At 38.0% G+C, this 16,945-nt stretch carries 14 protein-coding genes; 8 read left to right on the top strand and 6 right to left on the bottom strand.

Annotated features, from left to right (window positions below; all coding sequences use genetic code 11):
- Positions 1-37 precede the first annotated feature (37 nt).
- From LEP1GSC199_RS04275 to LEP1GSC199_RS04265, 3 genes are all read left to right on the top strand, one after another.
- A complete protein-coding gene (locus tag LEP1GSC199_RS04275; RefSeq protein ID WP_002978275.1) occupies positions 38-958 on the top strand; it encodes a hypothetical protein in 921 nt (306 codons plus the stop codon).
- Between the two features lie 191 nt (positions 959-1,149).
- Complete coding sequence (locus tag LEP1GSC199_RS21240) at positions 1,150-1,434, top strand: STAS domain-containing protein (protein ID WP_039926072.1); 285 nt, start codon at positions 1,150-1,152, stop codon at positions 1,432-1,434.
- 82 nt (positions 1,435-1,516) lie between these two features.
- Entirely contained in the window at positions 1,517-2,626 is a 1,110-nt protein-coding gene (locus LEP1GSC199_RS04265; RefSeq protein ID WP_002978261.1) for a hypothetical protein, read from the top strand.
- 3 nt (positions 2,627-2,629) lie between these two features.
- Here LEP1GSC199_RS04265 and LEP1GSC199_RS04260 read toward each other — a convergent pair whose 3' ends face one another.
- The 6 genes from LEP1GSC199_RS04260 to LEP1GSC199_RS04235 form a co-directional block, all read right to left on the bottom strand.
- On the bottom strand, positions 2,630-4,066 hold the full coding sequence (locus tag LEP1GSC199_RS04260; protein ID WP_002978510.1) for a PAS domain-containing sensor histidine kinase: 1,437 nt from the start codon (positions 4,064-4,066) through the stop codon (positions 2,630-2,632).
- Positions 4,067-4,070: 4 nt separating this feature from the next.
- A complete protein-coding gene (locus tag LEP1GSC199_RS04255) occupies positions 4,071-5,315 on the bottom strand; it encodes a response regulator (RefSeq protein WP_002978458.1) in 1,245 nt (414 codons plus the stop codon).
- 143 nt (positions 5,316-5,458) lie between these two features.
- Complete coding sequence (locus tag LEP1GSC199_RS04250) at positions 5,459-8,578, bottom strand: HAD-IC family P-type ATPase (RefSeq protein WP_002978263.1); 3,120 nt, start codon at positions 8,576-8,578, stop codon at positions 5,459-5,461.
- 104 nt (positions 8,579-8,682) lie between these two features.
- Positions 8,683-9,102, bottom strand: a complete 420-nt coding sequence (locus tag LEP1GSC199_RS04245) for a hypothetical protein (RefSeq protein ID WP_002978448.1) — start codon at positions 9,100-9,102, stop codon at positions 8,683-8,685.
- Positions 9,103-9,115: 13 nt separating this feature from the next.
- Positions 9,116-9,919, bottom strand: coding sequence for an SDR family NAD(P)-dependent oxidoreductase (locus LEP1GSC199_RS04240; RefSeq protein ID WP_039926146.1), 804 nt, complete (start codon positions 9,917-9,919; stop codon positions 9,116-9,118).
- A gap of 216 nt (positions 9,920-10,135) precedes the next feature.
- Complete coding sequence (locus tag LEP1GSC199_RS04235; RefSeq protein ID WP_002978159.1) at positions 10,136-12,148, bottom strand: neutral/alkaline non-lysosomal ceramidase N-terminal domain-containing protein; 2,013 nt, start codon at positions 12,146-12,148, stop codon at positions 10,136-10,138.
- A gap of 230 nt (positions 12,149-12,378) precedes the next feature.
- Here LEP1GSC199_RS04235 and LEP1GSC199_RS04230 point away from each other — a divergent pair, with 230 nt between their 5' ends.
- The 5 genes from LEP1GSC199_RS04230 to LEP1GSC199_RS20705 all read left to right on the top strand — a co-directional run.
- Positions 12,379-12,699, top strand: coding sequence for a DUF3817 domain-containing protein (locus tag LEP1GSC199_RS04230; protein WP_002978344.1), 321 nt, complete (start codon positions 12,379-12,381; stop codon positions 12,697-12,699).
- 166 nt (positions 12,700-12,865) lie between these two features.
- Positions 12,866-13,204 carry a hypothetical protein gene (locus LEP1GSC199_RS21635; RefSeq protein ID WP_002978129.1) on the top strand — a complete coding sequence of 113 codons (339 nt, stop codon included), beginning with the start codon at positions 12,866-12,868 and terminating at the stop codon, positions 13,202-13,204.
- Positions 13,205-13,257: 53 nt separating this feature from the next.
- Entirely contained in the window at positions 13,258-15,528 is a 2,271-nt protein-coding gene (locus tag LEP1GSC199_RS20485; protein ID WP_002978182.1) for an FN3 associated domain-containing protein, read from the top strand.
- A gap of 61 nt (positions 15,529-15,589) precedes the next feature.
- Positions 15,590-16,696 carry a lipid A deacylase LpxR family protein gene (locus LEP1GSC199_RS04220; protein ID WP_002978227.1) on the top strand — a complete coding sequence of 369 codons (1,107 nt, stop codon included), beginning with the start codon at positions 15,590-15,592 and terminating at the stop codon, positions 16,694-16,696.
- Positions 16,697-16,733: 37 nt separating this feature from the next.
- Positions 16,734-16,945, top strand: a 212-nt coding sequence (locus LEP1GSC199_RS20705) for a helix-turn-helix domain-containing protein (RefSeq protein ID WP_002978446.1), incomplete at its 3' end; no start/stop codon positions are given.

The following is a 16,945-nucleotide window of genomic DNA, read 5'->3' as shown; positions in this document are numbered from 1 at the left end:
CCTTGGATTTTCAGTGGCTTCTGTTTGAATTCGTAATATGAACCCAAAACAATGTCCAAGTTGTGGTAGCACAAATTTATACCAAGAATCGGCAACTATTTACCGTTGTGGAGATTGTTTTGATAAATTACCTACTGGTGGAATGGTAAACTTTCCACCCACCAAAGTATACGGAACAACCAAACAAAACCCACAAACTGGTTCTTTGGGAAATTGGAAAAATCTTATCACCGGAATCATGGTCGCATGGCTTGTATTAGGTTCTTCGGCATTTACTTATTATCAAAAACTAAAATCTGGTTTAAGTCTCACACAAGAAGAGGAAACAGTATCCATTCCAATGGATCCCAATTTAGAAACTGGGGAAATTATTCCGGAAGGAGAATTTCAATACACATCGGCCCTACCGGACACAATTGGCAATGTATACATTGTAGGAAAATTTACTAATAAAAGTGGTAATCAATTGTTAATGCCAAAATTCACCATTGATTTATTAAACGAAAGAGGTCTGAGTATTGTAACTAGTGTTGGGTATGCGGAAAAAAATGTAGTCTCTGATGGAGAGTCTGTTAGTTTTCAAGTATTAGTTGAAAAGGTTCCCGTTTATGATAGATTTGATATTCATGTAACAGCCACTACGATTCAAAATGACACCGATAAACCTAAGCTGTTATTGAAACAAATTGATTTCAAACAAAATCAACACAAAGAAGTAGTACTCACCGGAAAAATACAAAATAAAGGAGATATGACAACAAACTTTACCCGAATTACATGTCTTCTAATCAACAAACAAGAAAAAACAATCGACTATGCCACTGTTAGTTTAGAAAAGGAAGATTTTTTGCCGAAAGAATCACAAAACTTTGAAATTATTTTTCCGAGAGCAAAACAAATTCCAGACTCGTACTATTGCGAAACAGATGCGATTCTGAAAGAGAATACAAAAAACTAACTAATGTATGAAGTCCGATAAAAAAAGACGAACAACACTTTGGATTTTATGTTTAATCCCATTACAGATACCTGCATAGCGGACTAAACCTGATCTGATCACAAATAGAAATGAAAAACAATTCAGAAACAAGAAATTAAAGTGGAAAAATCCTTTCAAAATATCCAATCAAATAAAAATAGTTTTAAACCTTGGCAATTCTAATCGAAATCAAGAACAATGAGCTTTCCTTTGATGGACTCAGCGCCTTCCGGGAAAAAATTATGTCCACCATCAATACGACAAAGGAAGATGTGATTCTTGATTTTACGGATATTTCCATGTCCTTGGATAGTGCCACCATTGGGGAATTGATGAAGTTTCATTCTGCAATGGAATCACAAAATTTACAGTTGCAGATCCAAGGAGTCAACAAACTCATTCGTACAGTCTTTCGGTTGAACAAACTCGACACGATCCTTCATTTAATCGATTAATACTTACGTACGAGTACGAGTGTTCGTAGATATCTTGTCAAAGATTGTTCTAATCTGATGTTTGCTTTTCGTCTCATTCTCTATGAAGCCAATCAGACTCATTTTCCTTCTTCTCTTTTTGTTCACTTGCGCTCATAGAAAACCTGACTCTCTACTTTGGTTATTTCCTCTACTTGGAAATGGGAATGGCAGTACATCCCAAACCATCCCAGAGGAACCAACAAATCCTGCAGAAACCCTCTTACCGACTTTCATTCAGATGACAATCCTCAAGCCGGAATCGATAGAAACATTCTGTCCATTGTATGGAGGTCTCTTCATTCAATACAGACAAGGTGAAGAAAAAACCTGCAATCCCGCAGAATGGGATTCGAGTTGTGTCAACATCAGAATAGATGAAAATGGAACGCAAGTCCTTTTAGATCCAAGATCTTATGCAGGGGTTGATCTTCCAACGAACCTTGAGGTGGACTCAAACCTATTTCCAAAGGACAAAAAATCCAATCTATTTTGTTTTTCGAGACCCATTCCAATTGATACCAATCATATCGAAATGTATAGTTTCCAAAATCAGTCAAAAGACATATCAATAAACAATTGTTATACCTCGATGGTTGAAAGTCGATGTGTTGATTCTATAACTCTTTTGGGAAGTGCTGAATTTATAATGCCAAAGGAATTTCCAATTGTAATCGCCGATGGAAATGGACATTCGGGTTCACATACATTAGAACTAAATTATGTATCAGAGGAAAATCTCTATACAACCTGTGTTTACATTGGAAACGAACATAAAAGTCTTCAGGGATTCACAAGTAATGCTTACATCTCAGGGAATCCTGCAGCCAAAGATAAAAACGGATATTGTATACAATGTGAATCAAACTATTGTAACTCAGTTGATCCCAATACTGGATTAGCAATTGTATCTGTGCCAGTGAATCGATTTGCAATCCCTGTGGGTGAGACCATCACAGCCAAATCCGAAATTTCACTATCAGTAATAAAAGGCCAAGGTCCTTTCAAACATACAGTTCGATGGACTATCGAAGGTTTTCGGCAGATTGTAACTTTTGAAGAAATATCAATACTAACAGCAAATAGTATTTTCCTTCTCTGGTTTTTAGTTCCTTCGTTGGTTATGATTTTTTATTTTTATCATAAAAAATGGAAACATTGGATTCGAAAATAGAATTTACCGATACGGAAACAACAAATCAAACTGAACACTCTGCCCTGGGTTTACTTTCACTTTTCCTTTTAATTGTTGAACAAGTAAATTCATAAGTTTAATTCCAAATCCAGTCTCCAAATTCTCCAGAGAATAGGAGTCTGGAAGTGGTTCACCATTATCACTATAAAGAAACTGAATCTGATGATCATCTATTCCAATTTGAATTCTAATTTTTCCAACATCTTTCTGTTGAAAGGAATGTTTCACAGAATTGCAAATTAATTCATTTAAAATAATTCCTAAATTGTTAGCAATATCTGGTTTCACAATCATCGGTGTATCAGCAGAAAAATCAAAACTGATATCTTTTGGATAAGTAGAAAGAATTTGACGGACCAAGTTAGGGATGTATTCTTTTAGATCGATTTCATTAGAGTTTTGAGATCGATACAACCGATCATACAAGGCCATCATACTTCGCAAACGCCCTGCAGCTTCGTCAAATTGTTCTTTTAAATGTGGATCCTGAGAAAAACTAGCCTGCATTTTCAAAAGACTAAAAACAGAAAATAGATTATTTTTAATTCGATGGTGAACTTCTTGTAAAAGTAGTTCTTTCTCATGTAATAACTGAGTGACCCTTTCTTCTGATTCAATGGTCCGAGTGATTAAAGTATGTAAAGCAACAAAACGATTGATACTTCCGTCAATCGATCGTAAAGGAACAATGGTTGCATTTACCCAATAGATAGACCCATTTTTTGTTCTATTTCGAATCTCCCCTTTCCACACATAACCATTTTGTATCATTTGGTACATACGTTCAAAAAAATCAGAAGAATGAAACCCTGAATTCAACAAACGGTGGTTATTCCCAATCAACTCCTCTCGTGAGTACATTGAAATTTCGCAAAACCGATCGTTGGCATATGTAATGTTTCCATTTCTATCGGTGATTGTTATGACTGCATGTTCATCAAAGGCAAATTTTAATTGAGAAAATTCGAACTGAGACATCTTCAATTCAAAAAAACTCTGGTAGTGAAGTTCGGAAGGTGACTGCACTTTGGGGTCAGGTTTACTATGTATTTTAAATTCTGTTCCGAGTTCTTCGGTAATGTCCCTCGCGATCACAATAATCCTTTTATTACCATTGGAATCGTGTTTAAGTTTTCCACGACATTCGCAAGTCAAAAAATGTCCATCTCTGTGCGCAATCCGCCATATCCCTTTGGTTTCAGATCCAGGTACCTTCAAAAGAGACATCTTTGTGCGTAGTTCATTGCGATCGTCTGGATGAAAGAATTCATCCACCGACCGACCGAGAATTTCATGCGCTTCGTAACCTAGTTTATCTTTGTGGAATGAGTTTGCGTAACGGATCCTTTCAAAAGCATCTAACTCACAAATTAAATCAGGAACGTTTGAAAGTAAGTCGATGTAATTTGTTTGGAACATGGTGTCAGATTTTTTTTACGGGTAACGAAAATTGAAAAGCCACCTTAGTGACCGGACTGTCACTCCATTCTGAATGGTCAACCACATTATGAACAGACAATTTCCCTTCATGTTTTTTTAAACAAGAGTCCACATAACTAAGTCCTAATCCAAAATCCAAGGTTCCGTATTCATCAAAAACATTCTTTGATAATCGATAGAAAGGTTCAAAGACCAAATTTTCATATTGTAAAGGTATGCCACGAGTTCCATCTGCGTTAGCTGTTGGTTGATTATATACAACACATTTAAACCAGCTATATTCAACATTCGTTAGAATTGTTATATTGGAATTGGATTCCGAAAATTTACATGCATTCGTAATGATTTCCTTAAACGAAGTCCGTAGAGTAAAATCATTAAAAGAAACTTTGTATTTGGAATGATTTGGTTTTAAGTCGCTAACCAAAATCTGCTGGTTTTTTAAATCCAATAGTGGTTTCAAATCTTGAAGCCAAATTTGAAATTGTTGGTATAATTCTACGCAGGTAATTTCCTCAAACTGCATTGGGCTCGATACCATCAAATCAATATCAGCAAACATTTTTAGGGCCTTTTCAGCCATCCCTGTATTAATTTGAATGAGTTCCATTAAATCAGATTCAATTTTATAATGGTTACCTTCTTTTACTGTTGTATCCGCAACTAATTTCAAAAGAGTCACAAGAGCACCAAAACCAGCACCTTGACAAAAACTATTTTTCAAACTCTCAAATAGATTTTGATTTAGACGATTGAACTCACCCACACCTGCCATCTTTTCTTTCCACTGGATCCATTCCAAATGGCCTTCCAACCGAAGTTGACGTTCCCTTTTCGTGATTGTTTCAATACGTTTCATTTCATAAAATTCAAATGCACGTTTTAGTTTCATTGAAATTTCTTGTTCTTCCAAAGGTTTTACAAGATAATCATAAACGCCCAATTTCATTACGTTTACAATCAACTTGGGGTTAATATGGGAAGTTAACATAAATATCACTGGGTCATTATCTTCTGATTTTAATTCCTGGATTAATTCAGCACCATTCAAACCAGGCATTTCATAATCGGTGATCACAACAGGAAAAGGGTTGTCTAAATAATACTCTAAAGCTTGTTTCCCATCACCTGCTAAAGTCACCTTATAACCCAATGCAGACAAACTATCCTTTAGATATGTAGCTGAGACTAATTCATCTTCAGCCAATAGAACTCTTTTTTCGTTCACCTATACTCCCGAACTTTTATTGAAGCCATCTTACGATTCATGTTTATTTTAATCATTCTATGGTCAACAGATACGAAGTGAACGGACTATCGAAGCAAAATAAAAAATCAATAAATTTCTATATATCAATTACTAGAATGATTCTAATTTTTAGCCAGCCGTTTCCTACGGAAATATTTTATTATCTCTGCATAAAAAACCATAACAACTGTTCCATGGAATGCAAACAAATATACATGTATAGGGACCGGAGCAAAATAATAAACAGAACTTAGGTCAGTATAAAAGAAAATTGCACAAAGGAATAATGAAAAACCAATTCCTACCCAAATGATTCGGTTGGAAAACAAATTCATCTGAAAAATAGACTCAGTTCTTGAACGTTTACTCAGAACGTTTGCTATTTGTACAGTTATTGTTGGGAAAAAGAAAGCTGTCAGGGATTGAAGGTACTGAGGACTTGCTTCAGCCATATTCAATCCCTTGGGAGAAAGAGGTAACACTCCATTACATTCCGTATAAACAAAATAAAAATACGTAGCCAAACAAGAGAAAAAAAGAATCATTCCCTCTACAAGATAAGACCTTAGAATAAATTTAATAGATATCAACTTCTCATTTCGATTCCGCGGTGGCCGAAACATAATTCCTTTTTCCGGTGGTTCTGCACCAAGACCCATTGCAGGAATTAAATCTGTTCCGACGTCAACGGCAAGAACACCCATAACAGTCATAAGTAGTGGAAATCCAGGTATCAATGCCCAAAGCAAAAAAGGAATGAGTTCTTGCGGATTGGAGTTCAAAACGTACGCAGAAAATTTACGAATATTATCAAAAACTCCTCTCCCTTCCTCAATGGCATCCACTATGGTTGCAAAATCATCGTCGACAATGATCATCCTTGCTGCCTCTTTGGCAACCTCCGTCCCTCTTTTTCCCATCGCAATTCCGATGTCAGCTTTTTTGAGTGCAGGGCCATCATTGACCCCGTCTCCAGTAACTGCCACAATCTCACCTAATCCTTGCAACATGGTAACAATCCGTAGTTTTTGCGAAGGAGACACTCTTGCAAAAATGGGTTCCCCTTTTCGGATCCATTCCTTAAGAGAGGTATCATTCATTTTATCCAATTCCACGCCGGTGATGACAACAGGAGTTTCTCCACCAATTCCAATAGACCTACCGACAGATTCAGCAGTTAATGGATGATCGCCAGTAATCATCAAAATCCGTATCCCCGCTGTGTGGCATTTCGAAATTGCATCAGGAACCTTAGGGCGAATGGGATCTGCTAGACAACAATGACCTAAATAAACCATGTTGGATTCGATCGAATCCAAATTCATTGGAGGATTCTTTTCCTCTATGACTTTATAAGAAAAAGAAAGAACTCGATAACCTTGGCTTGCGGAATGGTCTGACGCTTTTTTGAGATTCAATCGTTTTGTTTCATCCAACAAAACAACGGAACCATTCTCATAAACATGAGTGCAAATAGAAAGAATTTCGACAGGGCCACCTTTTGCATACGCTGTGGTAAAGTTGTCTCCCTTAATTACCACACTCATTCGTTTCCTTACAGATTCAAATGCGTTCGTATGAATTCGTTTCCCGCTTGTATTTTTAATTTTACCTTGCGATAAATATAACAAAGCAAGCTCTGTAGGATCCCCCAAAGGATTTGGATCCAAACTAGCGTTATTACAATGATAACCACAACTTAAAAAAATCTGGTTACCTTCTTTTGTTTCTAACTCTTGCGGTGTGAATGATCTGGAATCAAAATATGTTTCAATCACACGCATTTGGTTTTGTGTCAAAGTTCCTGTTTTATCAGAACATATAACTGTTGTACAACCAAGTGTTTCTACACTAGAAAGATCTTTCAGGATCGCATTTCGTTTTGCCATGCGAGAAACACCTAATGCTAAAGAAAGAGTAACTGTTGGTAGTAATCCTTCTGGAACGTTCGCAACAAATATTCCGATAAAGAAAATGAATGCTTGGACAAAACTTAATCCTGCAACCATGTATCCCAAAAGTAGAAAAACGATTCCAATCACAAAGGCAAATAATGAAATCGAGATAACCGTTTGTTTTAACTGTTTTTGTAACGGACTCTCGTCCCGTTTGATTTTTGAAGTAATCCCTGCGATTTGGCCAATCTCTGTGGATAACCCTGTACCAAAAACAATCGCTTTAGATTTTCCTTTGATTAAGGAACTTCCAGCAAAAAGAATGTTTGGCATTTCTAACCACAGAAACTTTCCTTCTAAAACAATTTCGCTATCTGATTTATAACGCCTGGCAGATGTGGATTCACCCGTAAGGGAAGAATTATCAACTTCAACATCTTCCGATTCAATGATCCTACAATCTGCAGGTACAATATCCCCTTCAGAAAGAACAATCAAATCGCCGGGAACAATATCATCCGCAGGAACTGTGGTAGTTATACCATCTCGAATGACCGGACATTCCTGTGCGAGTAACTTACGTAAGGCTTCTACCGCATGGTCTGATTTAGATTCTTGAAAAAAAGAAAAAATACCGTTGATGACAACTACTATAAAAATGGCAATTCCCAACTCCGGCATATCTACACCCGGCACAAAACATAAAACTGTTGCTACCCATAACAGAATTGCGAATAAACTAAAAAAACTTTTAAAAAATTTCCAAATGATTGGTGTCGACTTTTCATTTTCGATCGCATTCTTTCCAAATGTTTTTAGACGAATGTTTGCCTCAAATTGAGTTAGACCGTTTTGTAAATCTGTCTGTAGTTCAAATGCAATCTGGGATTGATTTAAATTTTTGTAACTAGGCTTCATATCTGATTCACCGCGTTGCACCACAGATAAAACCTTTGACTCTGTATCACATTCCAACAATTCATCAAAAATTTGCGGTAGAAGCGAAGAAAGACCGTGTAACAAACGTAAGTGTAGAGATGATTGTGTTTCTGGGATTATTTGAAATAGGATCAAATGAATGATGCGATCCCCCATAAGAATCCCTTTGGGAATTAAAAATAAAAAAACCTCGGGATTTTTGATGTGTATGGAGCGAAAATGTGGAATTAAAATATGAGGACCAAGATCTCCGAACAGACTGTTCGGAAAAGACTCCATCCGGTTTTGTAAATCTTCTTTAACGGGATCCTCATCAACTTTCCGCAATAACTCAAGACTTACATCTTCCCAATTTTTAGCATTGGGAAGAATATGGATCGAATTAACATTTAGGTATTCGAGAAGCATACTCCAATCAAACAACCCCTAAAGGCAGATTCTATCAAAATATCAAAACCTTTTTGTAAATAATCGCAGCGGTCATTCCAAACTTATGGACTGATTGTTCAAATTTACTGAAAGATATCTTTAGATGCTTTCGGGTAGCGGGCTTGGATTCCATCCCACCAAACGTCCGTACTAAAAGCGCCTGATTCAGAAATTTGCCATTTCCCATTGGTTTTTTTAAAGAGAGCTTCCAGATGGCAACAGTCATAAGGAATTTCTTCAGATAAGGAAATTTCCTTCCCATCCTTTCTTTTGGCCGTTCCCCGAAACCAAGCGTAGTCTCCGGAAACTTTAAAATGTTCTACAACAAATATAAATTCTTGTTTGAATTCATTAGCAAGATTAGCTCGCAGAAGATCTAAAAGATATGTACGTTCTTTCTCGTTCGCATTTGTTTTTGTTTTATAATCTAAAATTGGAGTTTCTGCAAATACTCCCAGGGATAAAAATAGAACCATTCCAATAACGTAAAATTTTTGTTTCAACTGAACTTTCTCCCTACCTAACCTTTGCTTTTTGAATCATTTTGAAAAATAACGACGGGTACACCATTTGTAAAACTAATCCGAATTTTTCTTTGATACCTGCAATAACAACTTCACGTTGTTTGTTGGCCACCGCATGTAAAATTCGGTGCGCACATAACTGAACTGGTAATCCCGCAGCAATTACGGAATCCATAGTTCCAGTGGAAGAGCCGTCTCCCTTTAATGCATTTTTAGAAATATTTGTTTGAATAAAACCTGGATACACCATGGTCACAAAAATACCGGATTTTTCCTCTTCTGATCGTAAGGAATGAAAAAAACCAACTAACGCAAATTTGGAGGCTGAATAAGCAGATCGAAGTGGACTACCAATTTTTCCAGCAACACTTGAAATCACAGCAAAGTGAACTTCCTTTTTACCTAAAATTTGTGGGATCATCGCTCGAGTCATCTCGGCTGCACCATAAAAATTAGTATTCATTATCTTTTCTAATGTAATTAAGTTTGTTTCTTTGGTTAAGGATCTTTGACTGATCCCACCATTATGGATGACTACTTTTGGGATCCCATACTTTTGAATACAACGTTTTGCAAAAGCAGCCATAGATTTGTAATCTTCCAAATCTAATTTTTCTACAGCGAAACGTCCTTTCTCTAAATGGAGTTCTTTCGCAATGGCTTCTAAATCTTTGATTTTTCGAGATGCAAGTAATACCTTTGCTTTCTGTTTGTATGCTTGTGCGACTAATTCTTTTCCAATTCCAGAGGAGGCTCCCGTAATCCAAACCCATTCGTCTCGGTAAAATTTGCTCATCTGCCTTCCTCTTATATCCTTGTTCTCTTTTCCTAAGATTTCCACTACATGCGAATTTCCCACAACTTGTTTTTCAAAACAAAAGGGATTTCAATCCTAAGAATGTGTTGAGATGGATCAAACTAAAAACCGAGCTCAAAGGACATAGTCCGAGGAACTCGGTGCGAAGGAAGTAGATCCATTTATAGGAAAGTGGATCTTATTTATTTTATAATCTTATATTCCACCTTCAGCAATTCGAAAACTTGGGCACTCAATCCTGTAATTAGATTTGATTCCATCGGCATTTAAAAACATTCCCTCATGGACCAAACGATACTCGCCTGGTTTTGTATCGGAACTAGTTTCCCAAATTAGATCTACACTTTCTTCTGTTCTGCCCCAAAGACCACGTTTTTGATAAATAAATTTTGTATCAAAATCGGCGTCGGAACGAACGGGTTTCCAAGTGGACTTCTCTAAAACTTCGACCCATAAATAGGAAGTCACTTTCGGATAACCCACGTTTGGGTTTGCAGATGCCACTCGACAAGATACGACCTCACCTCTTTGATAAGATTCGGAACTTGGTTGGATCACCGATTGTGGTTTGGTTGAGACAACGTCTGATGATGGTATCTTCAAAGGATGGATACGATCGGATAAATCCAATGGCATAATTGTCGGAGATGTTGCCGGACTTCCATCCTTTAACTCTACTGACATTTTATGAAATTCTTGTCTTAGAGCATTCAAACTCTGAGGACCGTGTAATGTATGACCACCTTCATAATTTTGAGTTGAGTACTCTTCCGGTGTTGTGATGTATCCAGAAAAATCATTCGTAAGTCCAGACAAAACAATCTCAGTAGTTTTATCTTTTAATACGGACTGAACTTCTTTTTTTAGTCGTCTACTGGACATTGTTGTGACTTCATGTGGTAACACTAAAATAGTAAGGTCACCGATGAGTGTTAGTCCATAGGGTAGGATTTGTGGTAAACTAGGAATAGGTTTTGTTTCTCCCATTGGGAACAAAACAGCTTTCGGGTTCTGGCATGCTCTGAGTTCGTCTGAGGGAGATTGTAACATAAATTTTGCAATCCAATCAATGTAGAACCTACGATTTTTACTTGTCATTCCTTCGTGAAATAACCAGTGCCCACCACCTTCTTCTGTGGAACCTGCAGCAAAAGAATAACCATAGGCCGATGGACATGTGGTTTCTGTTTTTCCAGTTCCTGAGAATTCACTACTCACAGGATGTTTACTCATATCAATGAATCGTTGTGTAAAAGAAATTCCACCTGACAGGCGTTTTCCTTCAGATTTCAATATCTGTTGGCTTGCTACAAATTGTCTCTTTCCAATAATAAAACTACTATCGTAAATATCCTTTCCTGGGCCTGTATTATTCAAATTGAGATTGGGAGACACATCCCCTTCATTTGCTTGTGCAAAAATGGCAACAAAATCGCTTAACCCTTGTTTTTTGGCCTCTGACTCAGCAAGTAAGGATGCGATTCCTTTGTTATCCGACGATATCAGTCGATTATCAAAGGTAATATTGGTTGGATGAACTCCATACCAATTGACAAAGCCGACAGGAACACCAGCAACCGATACTGTTAATTGTAACATCTCACGATCAATATTATCTGAATATGTTTTTCTTTCTGATTCTGGATTGGCAAGGTAAGCAGAAAGACTTCGATTGACACCCGCTTCACTCACCATTGTTTTTCCGACAGTCAATTCAGCGGGTTTCATCTTTAGATATGCATCTTTGATGGACTCAAAGATCCCATCTCTTAGAACAGCATAAGATTCCGAATAAAAATCTTTTGAATAAAAGGATACTTCTGAATAATGAAAGTGCCCTGCGGGCCCACTATGCGTATGTGATGCGTTGATGAGAACATTACCATAGTTAAATCCTGGATCCAATTCGGATTGTAATCTTTTGACCACATCTCTTTGGATTTCAAAAGGGATACCACCAACTTCAGCCGTCACATAAGCTAAAAGTTTTTTGGAACTTTGGTCGCGGATGACGAGCGATCTCGCGAACTGCCTTGTGTGAATCCCAACTCCCGTTTGGTCTTCTCTGGCAAAGCCCCAAAACATAACACCCACAGACGGACCTGTGATGTCTTTTTTCGCCATGGCGGCAGAATACACCGATCTCTCTTCCGACATAAGGGGGAGAGAGAAACAAAAAAGAACAATTAGAAAAATTCGGAACTTCATCCTTCAGATTCTAAATGGGTTCCTCTCAAATGTCAATCCCGAACAATTGTCGACTAATTTTGGGAATCTTAGATCCGGCAGAATTCCGATTTTCGATACAATTCTACTAATTTTGCCCAAAAAACTGTCATCGCAGCAGTTTGTTTAAGGATCCAAACTCACTAAAGAAAGTAAGGACGAAACATAGATTCCCAAGAAATTGGAAAATACTGAACTACAAGGAAGTGACTGTGTTTTCTTTACTCCAAACCAAATTAGGACGATTTCGCATTTTAGCTTTTTTAGAGGGACTCTCTTTTCTCACAATCCTCTTCGTGACCATGCCACTCAAATATCTGTATAAAAATCCAGAGCCAAATAAGATCGTTGGACTCATCCATGGGTTGTTGTTCCTTTTGTATTTGGTAGAATTGTTTCAGGTTAAAGTAGAATTAGAATGGAAAACAAAAAAAACTTTTTTAGCGGCGCTTGCTTCAGTCGTACCCTTTGGAACTTTCATAGCGGAACGATATCTGTATTTAAAGTCCGATGCCGAACTAGAAACAAAATAGAAAGTTATAAAATTCGAAAGAGTGCCAATGATTCGAAATCAGGATGACTTACCCTTTAATCTCCATATCACCAAAGAAAACATTAGCTCTATCCTGAAGATTTCAATTGACAGTTTTGAAAAAATACCTGTTATATAGTATATCGACTAACAAGCGAGAAAAATATATGAAAATTAGAAGTTTAACGGCATTACTTATATCTGGTCTAATCTTTACAAATTGTATCCTTTTGCCTGGAGAAGAAAAAAAGTCCGGTATGGAATCAATTTTGCTTGGTTTAGGTGGCGGTTCTTCAGGGAATTCATCGAAGCTAAAACCGGGAGCCACTATTGATTTAAATAATGATGGAATTCTTGCGGATTCTAACGGAGATGGGATCTCTGATGGAATCAATCTAAATGGAAACGACTTCCCCTCATTAGTGTTACTCGATACAAATGGTGATGGTATTCCCGATGCAGTGGATCAGAATGGGATGGTGTTCCAGACTACTACATTTCTGTAACTGATGCAGGAATTATCGCAATTACTACCGGTCCAAACGGTTCAGGTAACACAGTGGTGTTAGTAGATGCAAACAAAGATGGAAACCCAGAAGGATTTGATACAGACGGAGATGGAACTCCAAATGATACAACGATAGTTCAAATTTTAAATGATGTTACTGTTCCAACTATAAACTTATCTCCAAGTTCTGCAACCTCCTCCTCCGCCATTGCAGTCACAATCCAATGCCAAGATTCCGTGGCACCGGGGATGATACTTTACACTCTCGACGGAAACACACCTTCCTTTTCACCTAAAGTAGGTTTAACAACGAACCCTCCAAGTAAAACTATTTCCTTTTCGGGAGATGGCAACTATACATTAAAAGCCATGTGTCGGGACCTGGCCGGGAATCTTTCTACAGTTTCAACAGGAACATATACAATTGACTCAGCTGCTCCGTCCGTATCGGTATCACTCTCTGCAAATTATATCAGTAATTCAGCAGGTGCCATTGCGAGTTCAACGGCCACTTGGACATCCAATAAAACTGGAACCTATAGTATCAAAGAAGGTTCCTCTTCCTGTAACAATGGTACTGAAGTAGATAATGGTTCTGTCACTTCAGGTGTGAACAAAACTTTTACAAGAAGTGCTGGATCTCATTTTTCCGCAGAGGGGAGTAAGGAATATAGGATTTGTGTGACCGCATTAGGACTAACGGGATCCCAAACATTTCAAATCACAAGAGATGATACAGCACCGACCGTGACCCCGACTCCTGGGCAAGGAAATTTTTCCACAACAACTTCTGTCACCTTAGTTTGTACGGATGCGGGTGGATCAGGTTGTACAAAAATTGTTTATGCCTTACAATCTGGTTCTGCCCCAACAAACCCAACAATCAATGGAGTTTCAGGGAGTATAACTTCAGGCAGAGAATATTCCACAGCAATTTCACTATCTGACGCTAACTCAAATTATTTAAAATACGTTGCCAGAGATGTTGCAGGAAACGTAAGCAGCGTAACATCAGGATTATATAGCGTCGATACAACGGTTGCGAATATTACAATCAACTCACATCCAATTTATTTAAATGGAACCGAGTCAGTTTCTGTTTCTTGGCAAAGTTCTAAATCAGGAAACTACCAACTCCGAGTGGGTGGATCCAGTTGTTCTACTGGAACTCCTTTGAGCAATGGTTCTGGAAATCTAAATGTAAGTGGAGCTGTATCCTCCGGTGGACCGGATACTACATCAACCATTGCCAATTCCGCATTTTCCGTAGAATCCAATACGCTACGAATTTGTGTTTCAAACTTGGTTTCCAATTATGGATCAAATTCCTTTTCCCTTACCAAAGACACAACAGCTCCTAACGTAAGTATTACATCCCCAACAACAGGTGGCCCACATACCAGTGGAACCACGGTTACTATAAGTTGTGCTGATACGGGCGGCACTGGTTGCAAAAAAACAGCATATTCAACCACAGGAACGGATCCTTCCTTTAGTGGCGGAACGGCTTGCACCATTTCCAGTGGATCAGAATATACAACGGCAGCCACACTACCAAACGGTAGTTATACGATCAAAGCAATGAGTTGTGACCAAGCAGGAAACATTTCTTCAGTCTCCAGTTTTGCTGTTGTTGTTGGTCCCCCATCGGCACCGACGATCTCTTCGGCTACGGCCGGTAACTCAGAAGTTTCCATTGCCTTCGCCACAGTTTCCGGGGCAACAAGTTATAAGGTTTATTACAGCACATCTTCAGGAGTGACGACTAGCAACTCTTCAGTTACGGGAACTTCTTCCCCCATTGTGGTCACAGGTCTCACCAATGACACTGCCTATTTCTTTCGTTTAGTAGCAGTTCATGCCGGAGGAGAAAGTTCCCTCAGTGCAGAGGTAAACAAAACACCAGTTAATTTACCCATTTTACATTATTGTTCGATCCAATGGCCAAGTAGCCTTACAGTTAGCTCCAGTGGGACAACTGATGTAATTTATGGAAGAATTTATCATGCAGGTGTATCGGATACACCCGGAGCCGACGTTAGAGTCGTGGCAAGTGTTGGATATGGCCCGAACAATACCAATCCGATCACACACCCGCACCTATGGACTTTCACTGCTACAACTTATAATACACAATATGGAAATGACGATGAATACTATTCTGCAATCACAGCCCCTTCCACTGCAGGGACTTATCGTTATGTTTTTAGATTCTCCATCACTGGCGTAGCTTCCAACACTTACTGTGATTTAGATGGAAATGGATCAAATGCTGGCCTCTCTTTTTCCGATGCTCAAATGGGAACTATGACAGTTAATTGAGGGCAACCGAACCTGCAAGAGAGTTCCTTGCAGGTTCTTCAGGGGGATTTTCTATAGGATCATGAAAGTCTTCTGGTATTTATCTTTCCTTGTTCTCGTCTTTACCATTGGCTTGCACTCAGAAAAAACGAAGAAAGTGATCAAAAAACAAAATCCGATAAAGTCACCGATCACTCCTGAAATAGAAAGGAAAATTCCCGAACCAAAAGACCAATACCAAATCCGACTGATAATGGAAAATGATGCCTTTGGAGGTTTCTCAGACAGGTATTATACGAATGGATCCCGTTTGGAATTTAATATGAGCGCTGGGGAGTCCAATCCTACGCGGAAAGTATTAGGATATTGGAATGATTTATTCATTACTCCGTCGCAAACTACAAAATATTTGCAAGGATTTTCACTCGGACAGGAGTTCTATACACCAACAAACATAGAAAAGGCGGATGTATCCTATGGCGATCGACCTTATTCAAGTAGAGCATACTTTAGTAATTCGCTAACAACAGCAACGGAAGACACTAGTATCACTACAGAATTAGAACTTGGGATGATTGGACCGTCTGTTGGAGGCAAATCTGCACAGATGAATTTTCACAATTTGATTGGCTCACCCACTCCGCAAGGTTGGGATACACAGATCCCCAATTCATACTCAGGTGCGCTACGAACAGATGTTAGAAAGTTTCATCATCGTTTTTTTGGAACTCAGTATAATCTTAACGTAGGGAATATTCAATCGGATGTTTCTTTTGGGTTTATCTTTCGATTCGGGAATATCGACAAAACTCCTGGCCCTGGCAGTTCTGCATTACAACCAGGTCCTCCCATCCTTCATGAAGATGGAAAAGGATATTGGTATTTCTATGTGAATCCAGGTGGCACTTTACAATTTTATAATGCAACTATCCAAGGCCAAATAGGATCGGATAAAGCATACAAAACTCAGAATAGAAACACCGCCTTTAGCAATTGGGACAATTATCTGAATAACCCAACTCCAGAAGCGGGTGAAAGAGAAATTCAGTACAGAGCTCTTGCAGAAGATAATGGGAAAAACTCTTTACAAAGGTATATTTTATTTAATGAATTTTTAGTAAAGGGAACAAACAATCCTTATAACATTGGACTCAATTATTTATTATTTAAGGTAGAATCAAATTTTTAACGCAACACCGATAATCTAATGAATAAGGTGTTAATAAATGAATCATTATACAAGAATTAATTTGAAAGAAAGGGAAGTAATTGCTGAGATGCGATTTAAAGAGGAAAGTATTAGAAGTATAGCTAAGATACTGAATCGAAGTCCTTCAAGCATTTCCAGAGAATTATCTAAAGGTTATTCAAGAAATTCTTTCATTAATTATTCAGTATCAAATGCTCAAATCATTTCACAGAAGAATGAAAGTTCCAG

Source organism: Leptospira vanthielii serovar Holland str. Waz Holland = ATCC 700522 (genome assembly GCF_000332455.1).
Taxonomy (GTDB): Bacteria; Spirochaetota; Leptospiria; order Leptospirales; family Leptospiraceae; genus Leptospira_A; species Leptospira_A vanthielii.
This window is presented reverse-complemented; position numbering and strand designations above follow the sequence as displayed.